19 protein-coding genes and 2 tRNA genes are annotated in these 19,569 nt (G+C 58.5%); 12 read left to right on the top strand and 9 right to left on the bottom strand.

The window, feature by feature from the left end; genetic code table 11:
• The first annotated feature begins 38 nt into the window (after positions 1-38).
• Together ACJ8IJ_RS23445 and dkgB are read left to right on the top strand one after the other, a co-directional pair.
• Positions 39-115, top strand: a tRNA-Asp gene (locus ACJ8IJ_RS23445).
• 214 nt (positions 116-329) lie between these two features.
• Positions 330-1,133, top strand: a complete 804-nt coding sequence (dkgB, locus tag ACJ8IJ_RS23440; protein WP_049189027.1) for a 2,5-didehydrogluconate reductase DkgB — start codon at positions 330-332, stop codon at positions 1,131-1,133.
• A gap of 47 nt (positions 1,134-1,180) precedes the next feature.
• On the opposite strand, the gene yafC is transcribed toward dkgB, so the two are convergent.
• Complete coding sequence (gene yafC, locus ACJ8IJ_RS23435) at positions 1,181-2,068, bottom strand: DNA-binding transcriptional regulator YafC (RefSeq protein ID WP_004930183.1); 888 nt, start codon at positions 2,066-2,068, stop codon at positions 1,181-1,183.
• Positions 2,069-2,173: 105 nt separating this feature from the next.
• Here yafC and ACJ8IJ_RS23430 point away from each other — a divergent pair, with 105 nt between their 5' ends.
• Both ACJ8IJ_RS23430 and ACJ8IJ_RS23425 read left to right on the top strand, forming a co-directional pair.
• Positions 2,174-3,349, top strand: a complete 1,176-nt coding sequence (locus tag ACJ8IJ_RS23430; protein WP_131165510.1) for an MFS transporter — start codon at positions 2,174-2,176, stop codon at positions 3,347-3,349.
• 241 nt (positions 3,350-3,590) lie between these two features.
• Entirely contained in the window at positions 3,591-4,385 is a 795-nt protein-coding gene (locus tag ACJ8IJ_RS23425) for an endonuclease/exonuclease/phosphatase family protein (RefSeq protein WP_025160092.1), read from the top strand.
• A 52-nt stretch (positions 4,386-4,437) separates the two neighbouring features.
• Here ACJ8IJ_RS23425 and mltD read toward each other — a convergent pair whose 3' ends face one another.
• On the bottom strand, positions 4,438-5,820 hold the full coding sequence (mltD, locus tag ACJ8IJ_RS23420; protein ID WP_004930188.1) for a murein transglycosylase D: 1,383 nt from the start codon (positions 5,818-5,820) through the stop codon (positions 4,438-4,440).
• 71 nt (positions 5,821-5,891) lie between these two features.
• Positions 5,892-6,647 carry a hydroxyacylglutathione hydrolase gene (gene gloB, locus ACJ8IJ_RS23415; protein WP_131165509.1) on the bottom strand — a complete coding sequence of 252 codons (756 nt, stop codon included), beginning with the start codon at positions 6,645-6,647 and terminating at the stop codon, positions 5,892-5,894.
• Positions 6,648-6,691: 44 nt separating this feature from the next.
• Between gloB and ACJ8IJ_RS23410 the strand changes: the two genes are divergently transcribed.
• A complete protein-coding gene (locus ACJ8IJ_RS23410) occupies positions 6,692-7,411 on the top strand; it encodes a class I SAM-dependent methyltransferase (RefSeq protein WP_004930191.1) in 720 nt (239 codons plus the stop codon).
• Here the strand turns inward: ACJ8IJ_RS23410 and rnhA are convergent.
• Positions 7,408-7,875, bottom strand: coding sequence for a ribonuclease HI (gene rnhA / locus ACJ8IJ_RS23405; protein ID WP_442518943.1), 468 nt, complete (start codon positions 7,873-7,875; stop codon positions 7,408-7,410). The two genes, ACJ8IJ_RS23410 and rnhA, sit on opposite strands and share 4 nt — an antisense overlap.
• A 72-nt stretch (positions 7,876-7,947) precedes the next feature.
• Between rnhA and dnaQ the strand changes: the two genes are divergently transcribed.
• Both dnaQ and ACJ8IJ_RS23395 read left to right on the top strand, forming a co-directional pair.
• The gene (dnaQ, locus tag ACJ8IJ_RS23400) at positions 7,948-8,691 is read left to right on the top strand and encodes a DNA polymerase III subunit epsilon (protein ID WP_004930195.1); all 744 of its coding nucleotides are present in this window, start codon (positions 7,948-7,950) and stop codon (positions 8,689-8,691) included.
• 144 nt (positions 8,692-8,835) lie between these two features.
• Positions 8,836-8,912 (top strand) — tRNA-Asp (locus ACJ8IJ_RS23395).
• 105 nt (positions 8,913-9,017) lie between these two features.
• On the opposite strand, the gene ACJ8IJ_RS23390 is transcribed toward ACJ8IJ_RS23395, so the two are convergent.
• The gene (locus ACJ8IJ_RS23390) at positions 9,018-11,258 is read right to left on the bottom strand and encodes a TonB-dependent siderophore receptor (RefSeq protein ID WP_049189025.1); all 2,241 of its coding nucleotides are present in this window, start codon (positions 11,256-11,258) and stop codon (positions 9,018-9,020) included.
• 234 nt (positions 11,259-11,492) lie between these two features.
• Between ACJ8IJ_RS23390 and ACJ8IJ_RS23385 the strand changes: the two genes are divergently transcribed.
• Positions 11,493-12,371 (top strand): siderophore-interacting protein, encoded by an 879-nt coding sequence (locus ACJ8IJ_RS23385; protein WP_442518944.1) that lies wholly within the window; start codon positions 11,493-11,495, stop codon positions 12,369-12,371.
• Positions 12,372-12,505: 134 nt separating this feature from the next.
• Here ACJ8IJ_RS23385 and ACJ8IJ_RS23380 read toward each other — a convergent pair whose 3' ends face one another.
• Genes ACJ8IJ_RS23380 through ACJ8IJ_RS23370 form a run of 3 tightly spaced genes read right to left on the bottom strand, consistent with a single transcriptional unit; the run spans position 12,506 to position 15,087 of the window.
• A complete protein-coding gene (locus ACJ8IJ_RS23380) occupies positions 12,506-13,141 on the bottom strand; it encodes a LysE family translocator (protein ID WP_442518945.1) in 636 nt (211 codons plus the stop codon).
• A gap of 39 nt (positions 13,142-13,180) precedes the next feature.
• A complete protein-coding gene (locus ACJ8IJ_RS23375; RefSeq protein WP_442518946.1) occupies positions 13,181-13,954 on the bottom strand; it encodes an amidohydrolase in 774 nt (257 codons plus the stop codon).
• Positions 13,942-15,087, bottom strand: coding sequence for a pyridoxal phosphate-dependent aminotransferase (locus ACJ8IJ_RS23370; protein ID WP_442518956.1), 1,146 nt, complete (start codon positions 15,085-15,087; stop codon positions 13,942-13,944). Before ACJ8IJ_RS23370 ends, ACJ8IJ_RS23375 begins: the two co-directional genes overlap by 13 nt.
• Before the next feature lie 179 nt (positions 15,088-15,266).
• On the opposite strand from ACJ8IJ_RS23370, the gene ACJ8IJ_RS23365 reads away from it, so the two are divergent.
• Genes ACJ8IJ_RS23365 through ACJ8IJ_RS23355 form a run of 3 tightly spaced genes read left to right on the top strand, consistent with a single transcriptional unit; the run spans position 15,267 to position 17,106 of the window.
• Positions 15,267-15,881, top strand: a complete 615-nt coding sequence (locus ACJ8IJ_RS23365; protein WP_004930206.1) for a methylthioribulose 1-phosphate dehydratase — start codon at positions 15,267-15,269, stop codon at positions 15,879-15,881.
• Positions 15,878-16,567, top strand: a complete 690-nt coding sequence (gene mtnC / locus ACJ8IJ_RS23360; RefSeq protein WP_048326840.1) for an acireductone synthase — start codon at positions 15,878-15,880, stop codon at positions 16,565-16,567. The genes ACJ8IJ_RS23365 and mtnC overlap by 4 nt, the downstream gene beginning before the upstream one ends.
• Entirely contained in the window at positions 16,564-17,106 is a 543-nt protein-coding gene (locus ACJ8IJ_RS23355; RefSeq protein WP_049189023.1) for a 1,2-dihydroxy-3-keto-5-methylthiopentene dioxygenase, read from the top strand. The genes mtnC and ACJ8IJ_RS23355 overlap by 4 nt, the downstream gene beginning before the upstream one ends.
• Positions 17,107-17,123: 17 nt before the next feature.
• Here the strand turns inward: ACJ8IJ_RS23355 and mtnA are convergent, their stop codons facing one another.
• The gene (mtnA, locus tag ACJ8IJ_RS23350; protein ID WP_442518947.1) at positions 17,124-18,152 is read right to left on the bottom strand and encodes an S-methyl-5-thioribose-1-phosphate isomerase; all 1,029 of its coding nucleotides are present in this window, start codon (positions 18,150-18,152) and stop codon (positions 17,124-17,126) included.
• Between the two features lie 146 nt (positions 18,153-18,298).
• On the opposite strand from mtnA, the gene mtnK reads away from it, so the two are divergent.
• Entirely contained in the window at positions 18,299-19,498 is a 1,200-nt protein-coding gene (gene mtnK, locus ACJ8IJ_RS23345) for an S-methyl-5-thioribose kinase (protein WP_442518948.1), read from the top strand.
• The last annotated feature ends 71 nt before the right edge of the window (positions 19,499-19,569 follow it).

Genomic DNA, 19,569 nt, shown 5'->3' with positions numbered 1-19,569 from the left:
ATTGCCGGTATCGAAAGATACAACGTAAAAGAATCGGTGGAGCGGTAGTTCAGTTGGTTAGAATACCTGCCTGTCACGCAGGGGGTCGCGGGTTCGAGCCCCGTCCGTTCCGCCACTTAATTGATAAGCCCTGAGTTTCGACTCAGGGCTTTTTCATATCTGCATTTTGCGCTTTTCAGTCTGGAATTGTTCCTCTTTACCGCCTCGCCTTTCTCCATATTATTGCCTTTAGATCAAAAGTCTTATGCCGAACCAGGCGTTTTTGATCAATAAAAAAGTTGCCATAATCTTCCTCATACCACATCTACCTGTTAATGAGAGAAAACATTATGAGCATCCCTGCATTTGGTTTAGGTACTTTCCGCCTTCAGGATCAGGTTGTTATCGATTCTGTCAGCACTGCACTTGAGCTGGGCTATCGCACTATCGACACCGCGCAGATCTATGAAAACGAAGCGGCTGTTGGCCAGGCTATCGCTGCCAGCGGCGTGAAACGTGAAGACCTGTTCATCACCACCAAGATTTGGATCGCGAATCTGGCGAAAGGCACACTGATCCCAAGCCTGCAAGAAAGCTTGAAAAAACTGCAAACCTCCTACGTTGATCTGACACTGATCCACTGGCCGTCACCCAACGACGAAGTGCCAGTTGCCGAATTTATGGCTGAGTTGCTGGAAGCGAAAAAGCTGGGGCTGACTCGCCAAATTGGCGTATCTAACTTCACCATCGACTTGATGCAGCAAGCGATTGACGCGATTGGCGCCGATGAAATCGCCACCAACCAAATCGAGCTGTCACCGTTCTTGCAGAACAGCAAGGTGGTAGAATTCGCGCAGCAGCACGGCATCGCCATCACCTCTTACATGACGTTGGCCTATGGCAAAGCGCTGCAGGATGAAACGATTAAAAGCATCGCCGCTCGTCACAATGCAACCCCAGCACAGGTTGTCCTGGCTTGGGCATTGAAGCTGGGCTATGCAGTTATTCCTTCCTCGACCAAGCGAGAAAACCTGGCGAGCAACCTGTTGGCGCAGCAACTGACGCTGACCGACGAAGATATGGCGCAGATCGCCGCACTGGAGTGCAACGGCCGTCTGGTTAGCCCGGAAGGCCTGGCGCCAAACTGGGATTAATCTTTCCTCGCAGTGGTCAGCATAAGGCGTCCATCAGGGCGCCTTTTTTATCGTTTCAGGTATTCACTCACAAAATCAATAAAGCTGCGCAGACGGTTGCTGACGGCGCTGTCGCTGTAATAAACCGCGTTGATCGGCATGGCGACCGGCAGTGTCGCTTCCACCAGAATCGGAACCAAATCTCCACGTTTGATATCTTCGTCGCTCATAAAGTCCGACAGGCAGGCGATACCGTTGCCATGCAGACAGAGATGGCGCTGGGTTTCTCCACTATTAGTGGTCAAGCCGGGAGTGATTTCCAACTGGCTGCCATCTGAACAAGCCAGTGGCCAGCGGTTCAAACTGGGCAGGTCGTTGAAGCCGATGCAGCAGTGATGTGCAAGATCTTCTACCGTTAGCGGCGTGCCGTGCTGAGCCAGATAGGCGGGGGAGGCGAGCACATGCCGGTAGCTGGTCATCAGTTTGCGCGCTTTCAGCGTGGAATCGGTCAGCTCTCCTACGCGGATCGCAATATCCACTTTTCGCTCGATCAAATTGATAAAGTTTTCCGAAGACACCAGCGATAACGACATTTCAGGATAACGTTCGCGGAACTCCGCCACTAAAGGCGTCAGCATGTGCAGCACCACCGGCGTTGCCGCGTCGACGCGCAGCAGGCCTTGCGGGCGTTGACGGCTTTCCATCAGCGCATTTTCTGCCGCGGCCATATCGTTCAGTACCTTCTGCACCTGGCGAAAGTAATTCTCTCCTTCCTGAGTCAGGCTGATTTGGCGCGTGGTGCGGTTGAGCAGCGTTACGCCCAGTTTGCTTTCCAGTTTTTTCACCGTTCGGCTAACCACGGAATTCGCTTGTTCCAGGCGTTCAGCCGCCCGGCTGAAACTGCCGCTTTCCACGACGGTGACAAAGGTGATCAGCTCGTCTGAGTTTGCTTTCATTTTTGCTCCAGTGGCAAAGTTAATTTGAAATTTTGAGCATTTTTATCATTTAAGCATAGGCCGATAATAGCCGTCATCAACTTGAATGCTATTTCGGAGTAAAAAATGCCACTCGCATTACTTGCCTTAACCATCAGCGCTTTTGCTATCGGCACGACCGAGTTCGTGATTGTCGGGTTGATTCCGACTATCGCGGAGCAGTTGGGAGTGACCGTACCGTCCGCTGGGTTGCTGGTGACTATCTATGCCCTCGGCGTGGCCATCGGCGCGCCGGTGCTGACGGCCCTGACCAGCCGCATACCGCGCAAACTGCTGCTGGTTGGCCTGATGGTGCTGTTCACTCTCGGCAACCTGCTGGCCTGGCAGTCACCCAGTTATGAATCGCTGGTAGTGGCTCGGTTGTTGACCGGCCTGGCGCACGGCGTGTTCTTCTCTATCGGTTCGACTATCGCCACTAGCCTGGTGGCGAAAGAGAGGGCGGCCTCCGCCATCGCCATCATGTTTGGTGGCCTGACGGTGGCGCTGGTGACCGGCGTACCGCTGGGGACGTTCATCGGCCAGCAGTTTGGCTGGCGTGAGACCTTCCTGGCCGTTTCTCTGATTGGCGCTGTCGCCACGCTGGCCAGCATTATTTTGGTGCCGAGCAATATCAAGAACCAGGGCAGCGCCGGCGTGCGGGAACAGCTGAAAGTGCTGACTCATCCTCGTCTGCTGCTGATTTACGCGATTACCGCATTGGGATACGGCGGGGTCTTCACGACCTTTACCTTCCTTGCGCCGATGATGCAGGAACTGGCCGGCTTCTCTGCTCCGACCGTGAGCTGGATACTGTTGGCTTATGGCGTCGCTGTGGCGGTGGGTAACATCTGGGGAGGCAAGCTGGCCGATCGTCATGGGGCCGTGCGTGCGTTGAGCTTTATCTTTGCCGCGCTTGCCGTTTTGTTGCTGGTGTTCCAGTTTACCGCCAGCCACAGTATTGCCGCTTTGCTGACGGTGATTGTGATGGGTGTGTTCGCTTTCGGCAACGTGCCGGGGCTGCAGGTGTATGTGGTGCAGAAAGCCGCGCAATACACGCCAAATGCGGTGGATGTGGCATCCGGTCTCAACATCGCGGCGTTCAACATCGGCATTGCGCTCGGCTCGGTGATAGGCGGCCAGACTGTTGCCTCACTGGGGCTGGCGCAGACCCCCTGGATTGGCGCGCTGATCGTGGTGGTTGCATTGTTGCTGGTTAGCCTCAGTGGCCGCCTGGATAAAAAGTCTCAGCTGCAAACGGCTTAATTCGTAAAACCCTTGCTGCCTGGCCCGCATTTTGCGGGCCTTTTCGCATTTTTCACCTATTACCCCTCACCTTTACACAGCTATACCGTCAGAAGATTGAAATCGCTGCAGGCGGCCCCTATAACTGAAAAGGTGATGCCCGCAAAAGCCATGCCCTCTATGCAGGGTAGGCGTATAATCAATTCATCGTTGGCGAGTGTTCATCGCCAGTTTTCATGTTAATGGGTAATAGGCGAATCGCGTGCCGAAACGAACTTATGCAATGAGGTATGTTGCAGGTCAGCCAGTTGAGCGAATCTTTCCTGGCGCCGTTAACCAGCCGTTGCCGCCAGGGGCGGCGCTGCCGACGACCGGCGCCTTGCGCGTTATGGTGTGGAATATTTTCAAACAGCAGCGAGCCGACTGGCTTTCGGTGCTGAAAAACCATGGCAAAGACGCGCAGCTGGTATTGTTGCAAGAGGCGCAAACCACGCCAGAGTTGGTGAGCTACGCTACCGCCAACTATCTGGCGGCCGATCAGGTGCCGGCCTTTGTGCTACCGCAGCACCCTTCCGGCGTGATGACGCTGGCGGCCGCTCATCCTGTTTACTGTTGCCCGCTGCGCGAGCGAGAGCCGCTGCTGCGGCTGTCCAAGTCGGCCCTGATCACCGTTTATCCGCTGTACAACGGCGAGCTGTTGATGGTGGTGAACATCCATGCGGTGAACTTTAGCCTGGGCGTCGACGTCTACAGCAAGCAGTTGGGGCCGATAGGCGAACAGATCGCCAGTCACCGGGGGCCGGTGATTATGGCGGGGGATTTCAACGCCTGGAGCCGCAAGCGCATCAATGCGCTGTATGACTTTGCCGGAGAGATGGCGCTGCGCGAGGTGAGTTTCACCGACGACCATCGCCGCAAGGCCTTCGGGCGTCCACTGGATTTCGTATTTTACCGCAATCTGGGGGTGGTGGAGGCGTCGGTGCTGGTGACCAGCGCGTCGGATCACAACCCGCTGTTGGTGGAGTTTCATCCGGAGAAAGACTCGCCGGTATGGTGAATCGCAGCTAATAAAAAAGCACCCCGAAGGGTGCTTTTTTTGTGCCGAACATTTAAGTATCCGGCGTTAGCTTGTTACCGACAAACAGGGTCAGCTTCAGACCTGGCTGCAGGTTGCCTTTGGCGAGCGTTGAATTCCAACGCATCACGTCGTTAATATCGACGCCGTGACGACGTGCGATACTGGCGAGCGAATCACCTTTACGAACCTGGTAGGTGATACTGCTGTTACTGCCAGTATTGCTGGCCACTTGCAGGGTTTGCCCAACTTTTATGGCGCTCTTGGCGCGTAAGTTGTTCCAACTCTGCAAATCGCTGGTCTTAACGTTCAGCCGCTTGGCAATGCCCGATAAGGTGTCGCCGGAGCGCACTTTATACGAACTGCCACCGGTCAAACCGCTGTTCTTCGCCAACTGCGTCGTTGGCTGAGTCACGGCGATCTGGCCATCGGCCAGCGAGTCTTTCAGTTGCTCGGCATGTCCTTTGGGAACCATGATGTAATGGGGCCCATTGGGTGCCGTAACGCCTTTTTTGTAGCCTGGGTTATACGCTTTCATCTTGGTGACTGAAAGCCCTGCCATCTCAGCCGCCTGAGTCAGCTGGATCTGCTGTCCAACATCGATACGCGCCAGCGCACGGGTTTCATCCGTTTTCGGGAGTTTCACGCCGTACTTCTTGCTGTTCTTGATGATGTCGCTCAGCGCCAGCATTTTCGGGACATAGATTGACGTTTCACGCGGAAGCGACAATGCCCAGAAATTGGTTGGCTTACCCTGGCGTTTGTTTGCCTTCACCGCTTGCATCACGCGGCCTTCACCACTGTTATAGGCGGCTACGGTCAGTAACCAGTCGCCGTTAAACATGCGGTTCAAGCGCTGCATCATGTTAAGCGCAGCGGTTGTCGAGGCGACGACATCGCGTCGGCCGTCATACCACTGATTGTTTTTCAAACCATAATTGCGACCCGTTTGCGGCACGATTTGCCATAGCCCTGCGGCGTTGGCACTTGACGTGGCGTGTGGGTCAAAAGCGCTCTCCACTATGGGTAGCAGTACCAGTTCCATCGGCATATTACGTTTCTTAATCTGCCCGACTATCCAGTACATGTACGGCTCTGCCCGTAATGTTACATCGTGGAGATAGCTCTTACTTTTTAAGTACTTTCTTTTCTGATCACGGATCCGGGAATTTTCCGGAACCTCCATCTTCAGCTCGTCGCTAATGAAGTTCCACAGGTCCTGTTGCGCGGCGGGACTGTTGTTATCCAACCACCGCGCCGAGCTCGCTCGGCCATTTGCTGTGTACTCTCCTGCTTCACCATCTTGACCAGCCGAAGACAAACTCTGTGCATGCTGTTCTGGCGCCGGTGCGTCCTGCCTGGACGACTGGCAACCCACTAGCAAGACCGAGGCGAGAAATATCGCTTTAGCCTTCATGTGTGTGTCAATGTAGTTGCTTAAAAGACGAGCAATAATACTTTGCTTCGCCAAATAACACAACTAAAAGCTTAGAAGTTATCTTTCCGCAGGCGTAATTCGGAAAAAACTGAATGAAGGCTTTTTGGTGGTGAATTAAATCCTAATTTCTTTTGTAAATCAGTGTCATGGCAACGTAAAAACAGGTTAATTTTGCGCTCTAATTGCAATGTAGTCGGCACGCTGGCTTGGCCTTTTGCCCTTAACGCTTCAACATGTTGTTGATATGTTTCAATCTCTCGATCTTCCGGCAAAATAGCCCGCGCAAACTTAAGATTTGAAAGAGTATATTCATGCGCGCAGCAAATTAAGGTGTTATCGGGAAGTTGCGCGAGTTGTTGAAATGAGTCGTACATTTGTTTGGCGGTGCCTTCAAACAGCCTGCCGCAGCCGGCGGAGAAAATGGTGTCGCCGCAGAACAGATAAGGGGCACTATAGAATGCTACATGGCCCAGCGTATGGCCGGGAACGGCGATAGTCCTGTATTGGCGGCCATCGATAGCAAAGGTGTCGCCGTCATGGACGATGTGGTTGGCGCCTTTGTCTGCGGTTTCCTGCGGCCCATAGACGGCCAGGCCGGGGTACTGCGCGACAATCTGCGCCACGCCGCCGACGTGATCGTGATGATGGTGGGTCAGCAGGATCGCCGCCGGCGCCAGCTGCAGGCGCTGCAGCGCTTCGAGCACCGGCTGCGCCTCACCCGGATCGACGATAATGCAGCGTCCCTGCCGGTCATCCAATAACCAAATGTAATTGTCCTGGAAGGCGGGAATGCTGATAAGATTCATGGTGTACCTCTCGTTGGCAACGGCTTGAAAGAAGATAATAAATCATGAAACCAGCCCATACTCTACAAAAGCTCACCGGCCCGCAGTCCTGGGCTGAGCTGCCGTGGGGGGAGTACTATCGTGAAGCGCTCGAGCGGCAGTTGCAACCCTGGTGGCCCAAGCTGTTCGGTTTCCATCTGCTGAAGATGGGCATGCTCAGCGCCGAGCTGGCCACGGATAAATGCGCAATCTCCCATCAGGTTAACGTAGGGCTGGAGGGGGAAGGGCTGCAGGTGGTCGCCGACGCTTATCAACTGCCGTTTGCCGCCAAGTCGGTAGATGCCTGCCTGTTGGCGCATACGCTGTCCTATGCGGACGATCCGCACCGCATGCTGCGTGAGGTGGACAGGGTGTTGATCGACGACGGCTGGTTGGTCATCAGCAGTTTCAATCCGTTCAGCCTGCTGGGGTTGGGCAAGCTGGCGCCCGGGTTGCGTCGTCGCCAGCCCTATGTCAGCCGCATGTTTACCCAGATGCGGCTGCTGGATTGGCTCAGCCTGCTGAATTACGAGGTGTTGCACCAGGCGCGTTTTCACGTACTGCCGTGGCACCGCAAGGGCGGCAAATTTTTATGCACCCATTTGCCGGCGCTGGGCTGCATGAGCGTGATTGTGGCGCGTAAGCGCACCTTGCCGCTGACGCCCACGCCGATGAAACTGGGGGCGAGAAAGCCGTCTCTCAGCCGCGCGGTGGGCGCGACCAAGAGCTATCGCAAGCTGCCTTAGGCATCCGGTTGGTAACCGACGTCTTCCTGCGTCGGTTTACCGGCCGCTTCGCGCGCCAGCACGTCACAACGTTCGTTCTCCGGATGGCCGGCGTGACCCTTGACCCATTCCCATTTCACCTCGTGGCGCTGAATGGCCTGATCCAGCCGCTGCCACAGATCGACATTTTTGACCGGTTTTTTGTCGGCGGTTTTCCAACCGCGTTTCTTCCAGTTATGGATCCAGCTGGTGATGCCCTGGCGCACGTACTGGCTGTCGGTGCTGAGCGTCACGGCGCAGGGCACGGTCAGCGCTTCCAGCGCCACGATCGCCGCCATCATTTCCATGCGGTTATTGGTGGTCAGACGGAATCCTTCGCTGAAGGTTTTTTCCGTCTGCTTATAGCGTAGTATCGCGCCGTAGCCACCGGGGCCGGGGTTGCCAAGGCAGGAGCCGTCGGTGAAAATTTCTACCTGTTTGAGCATCTCTGGTAGACTCTTCCTATCAGTTTTATAAAAGCCAAGTCTGACATAAACGAGCGCTGTGAGCACTGCAATATGATCTCTACAACCACCAGACAGATTGTCCTCGATACCGAAACCACCGGTATGAACAAGCTTGGGGTGCACTACGAAGGGCACCGCATCATCGAAATCGGTGCGGTGGAGGTGATTAACCGCCGCCTGACCGGGCGCAACTTCCACGTATACATCAAGCCGGATCGGCTGGTGGATCCGGAAGCCTACGGCGTACACGGCATCAGCGACGACTTCCTGGCCGACAAGCCGACCTTCGATCAGGTTGCCGAGGAATTCCTCGACTTTATCCGCGGCGGCGAGCTGGTGATCCATAACGCGGCGTTCGATATCGGCTTTATGGATCACGAATTCCGCATGTTGCAGCAGGGCATCCCGAAGACCGAGACCTTCTGCACCATCACCGACAGCCTGTTGATGGCGCGTCGCCTGTTCCCGGGCAAGCGCAACAACCTCGATGCCTTGTGCAGCCGTTATGAGATAGACAACAGCAAGCGTACGCTGCACGGCGCATTGCTCGATGCCGAGATCCTGGCGGAAGTTTATCTGGCGATGACCGGCGGTCAGACCTCGATAGCGTTCCAGATGGAGGGGGATACCCAGCAAAATGACGCCGCGCAAGAAATACAACGCATTGTCCGCCCGGCGACGGCGATGAAAGTGGTCTACGCCAGCGACGAAGAAGTGAAGGCGCATGAGGCGCGTCTGGATCTGGTGGCGAAGAAGGGCGGTAGCTGCCTGTGGCGCGGGGCGCCGGCGGAATAACGGCGTTTTTGCGTGAAAAAACCTCACCGGATGAATCTTCGTTGAAAAACTGTGCAAACGGTTCATTTGCGGAGAAAAAGGCGTTGACGGAACCGAGAGGCGTCCGTAATATGCGCCTCGTTCCCCCGCAAGAGGGAATGGCGCGGAGCGGTAGTTCAGTTGGTTAGAATACCTGCCTGTCACGCAGGGGGTCGCGGGTTCGAGCCCCGTCCGTTCCGCCACTATTCAGAAGCCCTGAGTTAGCGATAACTCAGGGCTTCGTCGTTTCCGTTCTCTGAAAAACGGCGCGGCCCAATGAACGGGGCCGGCAGACCGGCCCCTTATTCTCAGAATAACACCGAATAGTTCAAGCCGAAGGTGCGTCCGCGGCCTTTATAGCTGTACAGCTCAGGCGATCCGTAGGTCGGGCTGTACAGGATCGGCGCGCGTTGGCCCCAAACGGTGGTGTATTCCTTGTCCAGCAAGTTTTCCACGCTGAAGCTGATTTTCCCTACCGGCAGGGTATAGCTGCCGAGGAAATCGAGGGTGTTGTAGCCATCGATTTTGCGGCCCTGGGTGGAGTTGGCCTTGGTGTAATCGCCATCGTCCGATACGTCGAAGGTTTGCTGCGACTGTAAACGCAGATTCCAGTCGCCCGGCGCCCAGCCGACATAAGCGGTGACTTTCGATGGGCTGGCGGTATCGACTACCAGCTTCTTCCATTCGCCGTTGACCTTGGTTTCGGAGCGGATAACGTTGAAGTTAGTGCCGGCGCTCCAGTCGCTGTCTTCAAAGAAATAATCCACCGCGCCTTCCAGCCCGTAGATACGGCGCTTATCCGCATTGACGTTGATGGTCATGTCGGTTTTATTGATGGCGATGCTCTTGTCGGACAGCGAATAATAGGCGGCGATCTGCGTGCGCAGGTTATCGCCGGTATAGCGCCAGCCCAGTTCGTAGGAATTGACCTTGATGCCTTCCAGCTTGGAGTCGCCGACGTTAACGCTCTTCAGCAGCCGGTAGTGGCCGCCGTTCAGCGCGTAGGTGCCGTTGCCGTAATACTTGCCCGGATCCGGGATCTCGAAACCCTGAGAGAAGTTGAACCAGGTTTGCTGACGCTCGGTCAGGTGCGCCAGCAGGCCGGCGTTGAACAGCGCATTGTTGTAGTCGGTTTTCCCGCCCGGTATAGCGTCGGCGGACGTCGCGGCGCCGGTGGCGATTGCCTGCTGCTGGTTATAACCGACGAAGTCATCAATCTTGTTTTCGGTGTACTGATAACGCACGCCGCCGCTCAGGGTGAAAATGGGGTTGATGTCGTAGCTGGCCTGCAGGAACGACGCCAGGTTGCTGGTGGTATAGCTCGGGTAGCGGCCGGTGCTGTAAGCGTTCTCCAGCGTCATGCCGCCCGACTGCTGAGCCTTCGCCAGGTTGAAGAACTGCTGGTTGGCGTTGAAGCTTTCATGCTCGGCGTCAATGCCGTAAGTCAGCGTCAGTGCGTCGACAGGTTTGCTGTTTAACGTCAGCTTGCCACCGTAGAAATCGGTTTTTTGCTGCGAAGCGCCAATGCTGCTGACGTAATAGTTCGGTGCTTTGCCCGCCAGCGTCGGGAACGGGTAGAAGGTCAACGTTTCGTCGCGGTAGTAGACCTGCGCCACCAAATCCTGGCCGAGGAAATCAGTGTTGGAATACTGCAGGTTGATGAGATGTCGTTCGGTGCCGGGGATGCGGTCGGAATTTAAGTTACCGCTGTTATATGCCTTGGCGTTGCCGGTCACCGCCGCAAAGTTCTCTCCCAGGAACAGGCCGTGATCGCCGTCGGATTGGCTTTTGTAGTATTGGGTGGTCAGCTGCAGCTGTTGATGATCGTCGATGTTGAGGGTGCCGGTGCCCATCACGTCGAGGCGATTGGAATACTGCAGGCCGGTTTGGGTATTGTCGATCAATACCTCATTGCCTTTGCCGTCATACCAGCCGCCATAGCGCTGGTAAGAAACGGACAGGCGCCCAGAGGCATTGTCGTTGCCGCCGCTGACCGCCGCCGCCACGTTCTCGTCGTGATCGTTATGGCCGCCAAAGCCGGTTTTACCGCCGACCTGCAACTCGACCTGCTGTTCCTGTTGTCCTTTTTTGGTGACGATATTGATCAGGCCGCCGGTGCTGCCGCCGCCGTACAGCGAGGTTGCGCCGGAAATCACCTCGATATGATCGATATTGAACGGATCGATCGAATCCAACTGGCGGCTGTCGCTGCGCGATGAATTCAGGCGCACGCCGTCAATCATCACCATCATCGAGCGGCCGCGCATATTCATGCCATAGTTGGTGCGGCCCTGGCCGCTGACGTCCATGCCGGGGATCAGCTGCGCCAACATGTCCTTGATCTCTTTGCCGCCCTGAACCTGCTGTTCGATCTCCTGGCTTTCGATCACCCAGGTGGTTTGCGCCATTTCCGCCGTGCTGCGGTGTGAACGGCTGGCGGAAACCACCATCTGCTCTTCGGCGCCGGCTTTCTGATCTTCTGCCCAAGCCGTTGGCGCAAGCATCGCCAGCAGACAAGGATTCAAAACCCAAAGGTGTTTGCGTTTCATCGTTATTTATTTCCCAGGTGATATTGTTATTGCGTTATTTTTGAGAATGATTCTTTTATCAATAACGTTTCTTGTTATCAATAAAATCATGATATGATTTTTTGCGATACATTAACGTAATTAATTAGTTTTATTAACATTTTACCCGCTGCACGATCGAGCAACCCACGCCGTCAACACGGCAGCCGATCGGCCATACGTTCAAGCGACAGCCGTTGCCGGAGAATCGAGAACATGTCCGCCAGCTACAGAATTTTTGATATCACCTTGAAAAGCAAAACGCTGATTTCACCTTCGCTGGTGCGCTGCGTGTTTGAAGGTGCGGATATTCATCGGATGAAGTTGGAAGCGCCGGATCAGCGCATCAAACTGCTGTTCCCGACGGCGGACGGCCAGATCCCGCAGTTGGCCAATAGCCCGGACTGGTATGGCGATTACATGGCGATCCCCAAAGAGCGGCGCCCGGTGATGCGCACTTATACGCTGCGTGCGCTGCGCCGTGAGCAGAATCAGATGGACGTCGAGTTCGTGCTGCATGGCGTGAACGGCCCGGCCTCCGCCTGGGCGACTCACGCCGAGCCGGGTGATGCCATTCAGACCGTCGCCCCCAACGCTGACTTCGACGGCGACAGCGGCGGCTACGAATGGGCGCCGCCGGCGCAGTTGCAGCAGGCGCTGTTGATCGCCGATGAAACGGCCGTGCCGGCGGCGATGGGCATTCTGGAGCAATTGGCGCAGCAGACCAATCCGCCGCGCGTGCAGGCATTCTTCGAAGTGCCGCAGGCGGGGGATTGCCTGGATTTGACCCGCTTCCCGTTCGCCGAGGTTTACTGGCTGCCGCGCGATGTGGGCCGCCAGTTGGCGCACGGCACGTTGCTGGTGGAAGCGGTGCGCCAGCGGGTGGATATTCCCGCTTCGGCGTGCGCGCAAGCGCAGTCTTTGGCGGAAAGCAGCCTGAGCGATGAGGTGTTGTGGGAGCGGGCGGCGGGCGGCAACGCTTTCTATGCCTGGGTGGCGGCCGAGTCTTCGGCGGTGAAAACCCTGCGGCGTTACCTGATTGGCGAACGCGATCTGGACCGCGCTACCGTTAACTTTATGGCCTATTGGTGCTGAATGCGCGGCTTTTTACCGCCATCGCCGTGGCGGCGCACTGGCCGGTCGGCATGCTGTTTGTGCGTGGCGCTGGCGATCCAGACCTATTGCCTGATGATCGCCGGCTGGGAGGTAAGATGAGGATATGAGAATTCCTAAGATGACGCGTTACGACGATAGAAGCTCAGGGCGATGGCCAATCCGGCCAGCAGCCCGGCGCAGGTGCGGTTTAGCCAGCGCAGAGCGCAGCCGGAAAATATACGCATAGCATGGTGGCCGCCAAGCGCGTAGAGACTCATCAGAACGATATCGATCAGGGCCGTCACCAGAGCGAGAATGACGTATTGCAGCGCTATGTCGCCCGCTGGTTGGATGAACTGCGGCAGAAAGGCGGAAAAGAACAGCAGTCCTTTGGGGTTGGAGAGTGCGACCAGCAGCGAGCGCATAAACGCGGCGCGGCCGTTGCGGGCACCGGGCATCGCGTTCTGTGCTGCCTGCGGGGTGCCAAGCGGCGCACGCCACAGTTGGCAGGCTAGATAGAACAAATAAGCGGCGCCGGCCCATTTGACCAGCGTGAAAAGCAGTTCGGAAGCTTGCAGTATTGCCCCCAAGCCGCAGCCGACGGCACCGATCAACAGCAGGTCGGACAGCGCCGCACCGGCAATGCCGCAGGCGGCGACGCGTTTACCTTTGGTGGCGCCGTTATTGAGCGCCAACAGCATGGTTGGGCCCGGTGTAATGGTGACCGCCGCGACGGCCACGATATAGAGCAAGAGTGTCGTCATATCCATATCACTTCTCCTTGCGTTATCGGCTAAGGTACCGGGAATTCAGTCAAGACGCAGAAAGCTGTCGGCGTCGCGCCAGGCCGGGAAGGCGCTGCGGTAACTCTGCAGGCTTTCCAGCGACAGCTCGGCGTCCAGCCGCGTGGCCGCGCCGGGCTCCGCATCCGCCAGGATCTCGCCCTGCGGGCTGATGATCAGGCTGTCTCCGCTGTAGTTCAGGCCGTTGGAATCTTCGCCCACCCGGTTGCAGCCCGCCACATACACCTGATTTTCAATCGCCCGCGCCGCCAGCAGCGTTTGCCAATGGCGGCTGCGCGGCGCCGGCCAGTTGGCGACGTACAGCGCCAGATCGTAATCCTGCTGATAGCGCGCCCAGACCGGGAAACGCAGGTCGTAGCAGATCTGCGGCAGGATGCGCCAGCCGCGCCACTCGAAGATTTCACGCCGGTTGCCGGCCTGGTAGTGCAGGTGTTCGCCGGCCATGCGGAACAGATGGCGTTTGTCATAGGCGTGTACCTGGCCGCCCGGCTCCACCAGCAGGAAGCGATTGACCGCCCCCTCGTCAGTTTTCAGCGCCACGCTGCCGCCGATCAACGCGTGGCTTTTCACCGCCCAGCCGTGCAGCCAGTCGATCACCTGCTGTTCGGGCAGGGCGCTCTCGCCAGCATCCATGGCAAAACCGGTGGTGAACATTTCCGGCAAGACGATGAGATCGCGCCCGACGATCGGCGCCAGCAACGCGTCGAAGGCGGCCAGGTTAGCAAGGCCGTCGCGCCAGACCAGCGGTTGCTGCAACAGGGTAATTTTTAAAGTCGACATAACCGCTCCGCAGCTGCATCCAGCGTGGCGTCCTGCTTAGCGAAGCACAGCCGGATCAATTTATGAGGGAAAGGATCGGCACAGAAGACCGACAGCGGAATGGCCGCCACGCCCACGTGCTCAGTTAACCAACGGCAGAACGCCACATCGTCCAGATCGGAGATGGCGCTGTAGTCCGCCAGCAAGAAGTATGTACCGGCGCAGGGTAAAATTTCCAGTCGGCTGCTCGCCAGCGCCTGCACAAAGCGATCGCGCTTGGCGCGATAGAACGCCGGCAGCTGTCGCCAGTGCTCCGGTTCGGTGCGCAGGCTATCCGCCAGCGCCAACTGCGCCGGAGTATTGACCGAAAAGGTCAGGTATTGATGCACCTTGCGCACCTCGGCGCTCAGCGCGGCGGGCGCCACGCAGTAACCCACTTTCCAGCCGGTCATGTGGAAGGTTTTGCCGAAAGAGGAGACCGCGATCGCGCGTTGGCGCAGCTGCGGGTGGGCCAATACGCTGGCGTGGCCGCCTTTGGCGAAGCAGATATGTTCGTAAACCTCGTCGCTGAGCACGTAGATTTCGCGTTCGGCGATGGCGTGCCACAGCTGCTGCAGGTCTTCCGCCTGCCAGGCGGTGGCGGACGGATTGTGCGGCGTGTTGACGATCACCAGGCGGGTGCGCGGCGACAGCGCGGTGGTGAACCGTTGCCAATCCACGGCAAACGCGGGCGGCTGCAGGGCGAGGCGTTTGAGTTCGCCGCCGGCCAGCGTCACCGCCGGCGCGTAGCTGTCGTAGCTCGGATCGAAACAGACCACCTCATCGCCGGGGCGCACCAGCGCGGTGATGGCGGCGAACAGCGCTTCGGTAGCGCCGGCGGTGACGGTCACTTCGGCGGTGGCGTCCGGCTGCCAGCCATACAGCTCGGCAGTTTTGTCGGCGATGGCTTCGCGCAGCGCCGCCACGCCGGTCATCGGTGCATACTGGTTGGCGCCCTGGGCGACATGCCAGGCCAGGCGTGCTTTCAGGTAGTCCGGCCCGTCGAAATCGGGGAAGCCCTGCGACAGGTTGATCGCCTGATGCTGCTGCGCCAGCGCGCTCATCTGGGTGAAGATGGTGGTGCCCAGGGCAGGCAGTTTACTTTCGGGAATCAATGCGGAAGTGCTCATAGCAGGTGAATACTCCAGGCGCTTATATTGCCGTCAATATAACACGATGCTAGTATTTGGCAATCAAGACGCTTAGATGGCTAAATGCGAAAAAGTGCTTAGCCTGTCGCGCAGCCGGCTAAGCCTCACCTGCTGACCGCTATACCGAACGGGAAACGATAACAATGACGGAGAATCCGCAACTTACCGCATTACTGGCGGCCTGCCACTGGATTGGTGGCAAAGGCTGGTGTCCGGCGACCGGCGGCAACATGTCGCTGCGCCTCGACGAACGCCAGTGCCTGGTCACCGAATCCGGCAAAGACAAAGGCAGCCTGAGCGCCGCCGATTTTCTGCAGGTGGATATTGCTGACAATCATGTGCCGAGCGGCCGTACGCCATCGGCGGAAACCGGGCTGCATACGCTGCTCTATCGCTTGTACCCGCACCTTGGCGCGGTGCTGCATACCCATTCCGTCAACGCCACCGTGTTGTCGCGGGTGGAACGCGGCGATGCGTTGGTGCTGCAGGGGTACGAAATGCAAAAGTCGCTCGCTGGCCAGCGCAGCCACCTGGACAGCGTGGCGATCCCCATTTTCGATAACGATCAGGACATCCCCCGGCTGGCGGCGCGCGTCGCGGCCTATGCCGAGGTCACGCCGCTGCAGTACGGTTTTCTGGTGCGCGGCCACGGTCTCTATTGCTGGGGAAGCCAGGTGGCGGAAGCCCGCCGCCATCTCGAAGGGCTGGAATTCCTGTTCCAGTGTGAACTGCAACGTCGCTTGCTGGAGGCGAAATGATCCGCGCTATCGTGACCGATATTGAAGGCACCACCAGCGATATTCGCTTCGTGCATCAGGTGCTGTTTCCCTATGCCCGTGAACGGCTGGCGGATTTTGTTCGCCGTCACGCCACGGAGAGCGAAGTCGCCGCGCCGCTGGCGGCGCTGCGCGCTGAAATTGACCAGCCACAGGCGGATCTCGACGCGCTGATCGCCGCGCTGTACCGCTTTATGGATGAAGACCGCAAATCCACCGCGCTCAAGGCGCTGCAGGGCATCATCTGGCGTAGCGGCTATCGCGAAGGGGATTTCCGCGGGCATCTGTACCCGGAGGTCGCCGGGCAGCTAGCCGCCTGGCAGCGTCAGGGGCTGAAGCTTTACGTCTATTCCTCCGGTTCGGTGGAGGCGCAGAAGCTGCTGTTCGGCCACAGCGACGCCGGCGATCTGCAGCCGCTGTTTAGCGGCTATTTCGACACGCACGTCGGCGCCAAGCGTGAAACCGCGTCGTACCGCAACATTGCGCAGGCTATCGGCATCGCGCCCGACGAACTGCTGTTCCTGTCCGATATCCACCAGGAGCTGGACGCGGCGCAGGCCGCCGGCTGGCATACCTGCCAGCTGATCCGCGATGAGGCGGACGCACAGAGCCGGCATCCGCAGGTCAGCCGTTTTGATCACATCGATTTAGGGGAGTTTGTCTCATGAGTGGATTGACCATTTTCAGTGATACAGCGCCGCAGCAGCCGCTGTGGCAGAGCCGCGACGCGCAGGAAATCCAGCGCCAGCTGGCGCAGATCGGCGTGCGCTTTGAGCGTTGGCAGGCGGATCGCGAGCTGGGCGACAATCCGCAGCCGGAGGCAGTGATCGCCGCCTACCAGCATGAGATCGACCGGCTGGTGGCGGAAAAGGGCTACCAGAGCTGGGACGTGATCAGCATGCGACCGGACCACGAACAGCGCCACGCGCTGCGTGAAAAATTCCTGTCCGAACATACGCACGGCGAAGATGAAGTGCGCTTTTTCGTTGAAGGGGCGGGGCTGTTTTGCCTGCATCTGGACGGCAAGATCTTCCAGATCCTGTGCGAAAAGAACGATCTGATCTCAGTGCCGGCCAACACCCGTCACTGGTTCGATATGGGCTCGGCGCCGCACTTTACCGCGATCCGGGTGTTCGACAACCCGGAAGGCTGGGTGGCGCATTTCACCGGCGACAAGATCGCCGATGCCTATCCGCGTCTGGACTGATCGTTAACCGGCGGGCGTTAACCCAGCGTCCGCCGGAAAATCCCCGCTTCAACCTGTTGCGGCGTGATCACGCCGCTGTCGAACACCCACCCGCTGATGAGTTTTGCCGGCGTGACGTCAAACGCCGGATTGCAGACCGGCGCATCGGCCGGCGCCCACTGGCAGGCGCCGAAGCTGCCTGAAACGCCGGTGACTTCGGCCGCCGCGCGCTGCTCGATCGGGATGGCGGCGCCGTCCGGACAGTGCGGATCGTGGGTGGTATGCGGGGCAGCCACGTAGAATGGAATGTCATGGTAGTGCGCCAGCACCGCCAGGCTGTAAGTGCCAATCTTGTTGGCGACGTCGCCGTTGGCGGCGATGCGATCCGCGCCGACCCACACCGCATCGACCTGGCCCTGCGCCATCAGGCTGGCGGCCATCGAATCGCAGATCAGGCGATAGGGAATGCCCAGCTCGCCCAGTTCCCAGGCGGTCAGACGGCCGCCCTGCAGCAGCGGCCGGGTTTCATCGACCCATACCTGTTGCACCTTGCCCTGCTGGTGGGCGCGCAGCAGCACGCCGATGGCGGTGCCGACGCCGGCGGTGGCCAACCCGCCGGTATTGCAGTGGGTCAGCAGGCGGCTGCCGGGCTTGACCAGCCCAGCGCCGCGATCGGCGATGCGATCGCACAGCAGGCGATCTTCCTCCACCAACCGCAGCGCTTCGTTCACCATCGCCGGCGCCCAGTCAGGCTCCGCCAGCGCCAGCTTCATGCGATCCAGATTGTTCATCAGGTTGACCGCCGTCGGGCGGGCGGCGCGCAGCGTGTGCAGCGCCTGCTCCAGCTCGGCGCGCGGCAGACCGCGTTCCGCCAGCAGCGCCAACAACAGGCTGGCGGACAGCCCGATCAGCGGTGCGCCGCGCACCCGCAGGCTGTGAATGTGCCCGACCAACTCCTCCACGCTGTCGCAAGCGCGCCACCGCTTTTCCTGCGGCAGGGCTTGCTGATCGAGGATCCAAAGGCGGTTGTCCCGCAGGGTCAAACTGGTGGTGTTAAGCGCTTGCATCGGCGGTTAATTCCTTGTTGCGAGGTTATTGCATCTGAAACGCTATTCTGCCAACATGACTTCCAGATGTATAGACGTCCAAATGCTTTTACGTCTAAATAAACAGAATCGCTGGGGGCAGCGAGAGAGAACAGAGGGGTTGGGGAATGTCGCTTTATCGTACGTTTACGGCTGCCGATGCCGTTGAATACGCCCGCCAATACGGGCAGGTGGCCGAACCGCAGGCGCTGGTCAGCGCCGACGAGATCGGCGACGGCAACCTGAACCTGGTGTTCAAGATCCGCGATCGCGAAGGCGTGAGCCGGGTGATCGTCAAACAGGCGTTGCCGTACGTGCGCTGCGTGGGCGAATCCTGGCCGCTGACGCTGGATCGGGCGCGCATCGAAGCGGAAACGCTGTTGATCCACGGCGGTTTCTGTCCGCGACATACGGTAAAAGTCCTGCACCACGATCCCGAGTTGGCGGTGATGGTGCAAGAAGATCTCTCCGATCATCGCATCTGGCGCAGCGAACTGGTGCAGGGGAACTATCATCCGCTGGCGGCCGGTCAGCTGGCGGAATACCTGGCGCAGACGCTGTTCCACACCTCCGATTTTTATCAGCCGGCGCAGCAGAAAAAAGCGGAAGTCAGCCGCTTCACCAACCCCGAGCTGTGCCAGATCACCGAAGATCTGTTCTTTACCGATCCCTATATCGACCATGAGCGCAATCAGTTCGAGGCGGTGCTGTTGCCGCAGGTGCAGGCGCTGCGCGAGGATGCGCCGCTGAAGCTGGCGGTCGCCGGCCTGAAACACCGCTTCCTCAGCAAGGCGGAGGCGTTGTTGCACGGGGATATCCACAGCGGTTCAATTTTCGTGGCGGAAGGGCGATTGAAAGCGATCGACGCTGAATTTGGTTTCTACGGCCCGATCGGTTTTGATGTCGGCACTGCGTTAGGCAACCTGCTGCTCAACTATTGCGGCCAGCCTGGGCTGTTCGGGCCGCGCGACGCCGCCGCCGGGCGCGAGCAGCGTCTGCAGGATGTGCGCGAGCTGTGGCTGATCTTTGCCGATCGTTTCCTGGCGCTGTGCCATCAGCAAAGCCGCGATGCGGCGCTGGCGACGCCGGGTTACGCCGAGCAGTTCCTGCAGCAGGTCTGGACTGATGCGGTAGGGTACTGCGGTACCGAGCTGATTCGGCGCACTATCGGCCTGGCGCACGTCGCCGATCTGGACAGCATCGCCGACGCCGACATGCGCCTCGGCTGTCAGCGTCATGCGCTGGGCTTGGGGCGCGCGCTGATCGTCAATGCGCCGCAGATCGAGCATATCGACGCGCTGTTGGCGCGCATTCGTCAGCAAGGCTGAAGAGCCCGACAGTAATGAGGCAAACCCGGCTGCGGCCGGGTTTTTTTTAATAACTTATTGGCATCAGTAAC

The sequence above is a fragment of the Serratia sp. CY40230 genome (assembly GCF_052168835.1).
GTDB lineage: Bacteria > Pseudomonadota > Gammaproteobacteria > Enterobacterales > Enterobacteriaceae > Serratia > Serratia nematodiphila.
Note: the sequence above shows the minus strand (reverse complement) of the source record. Positions and strands in the feature narration are given on the sequence as shown.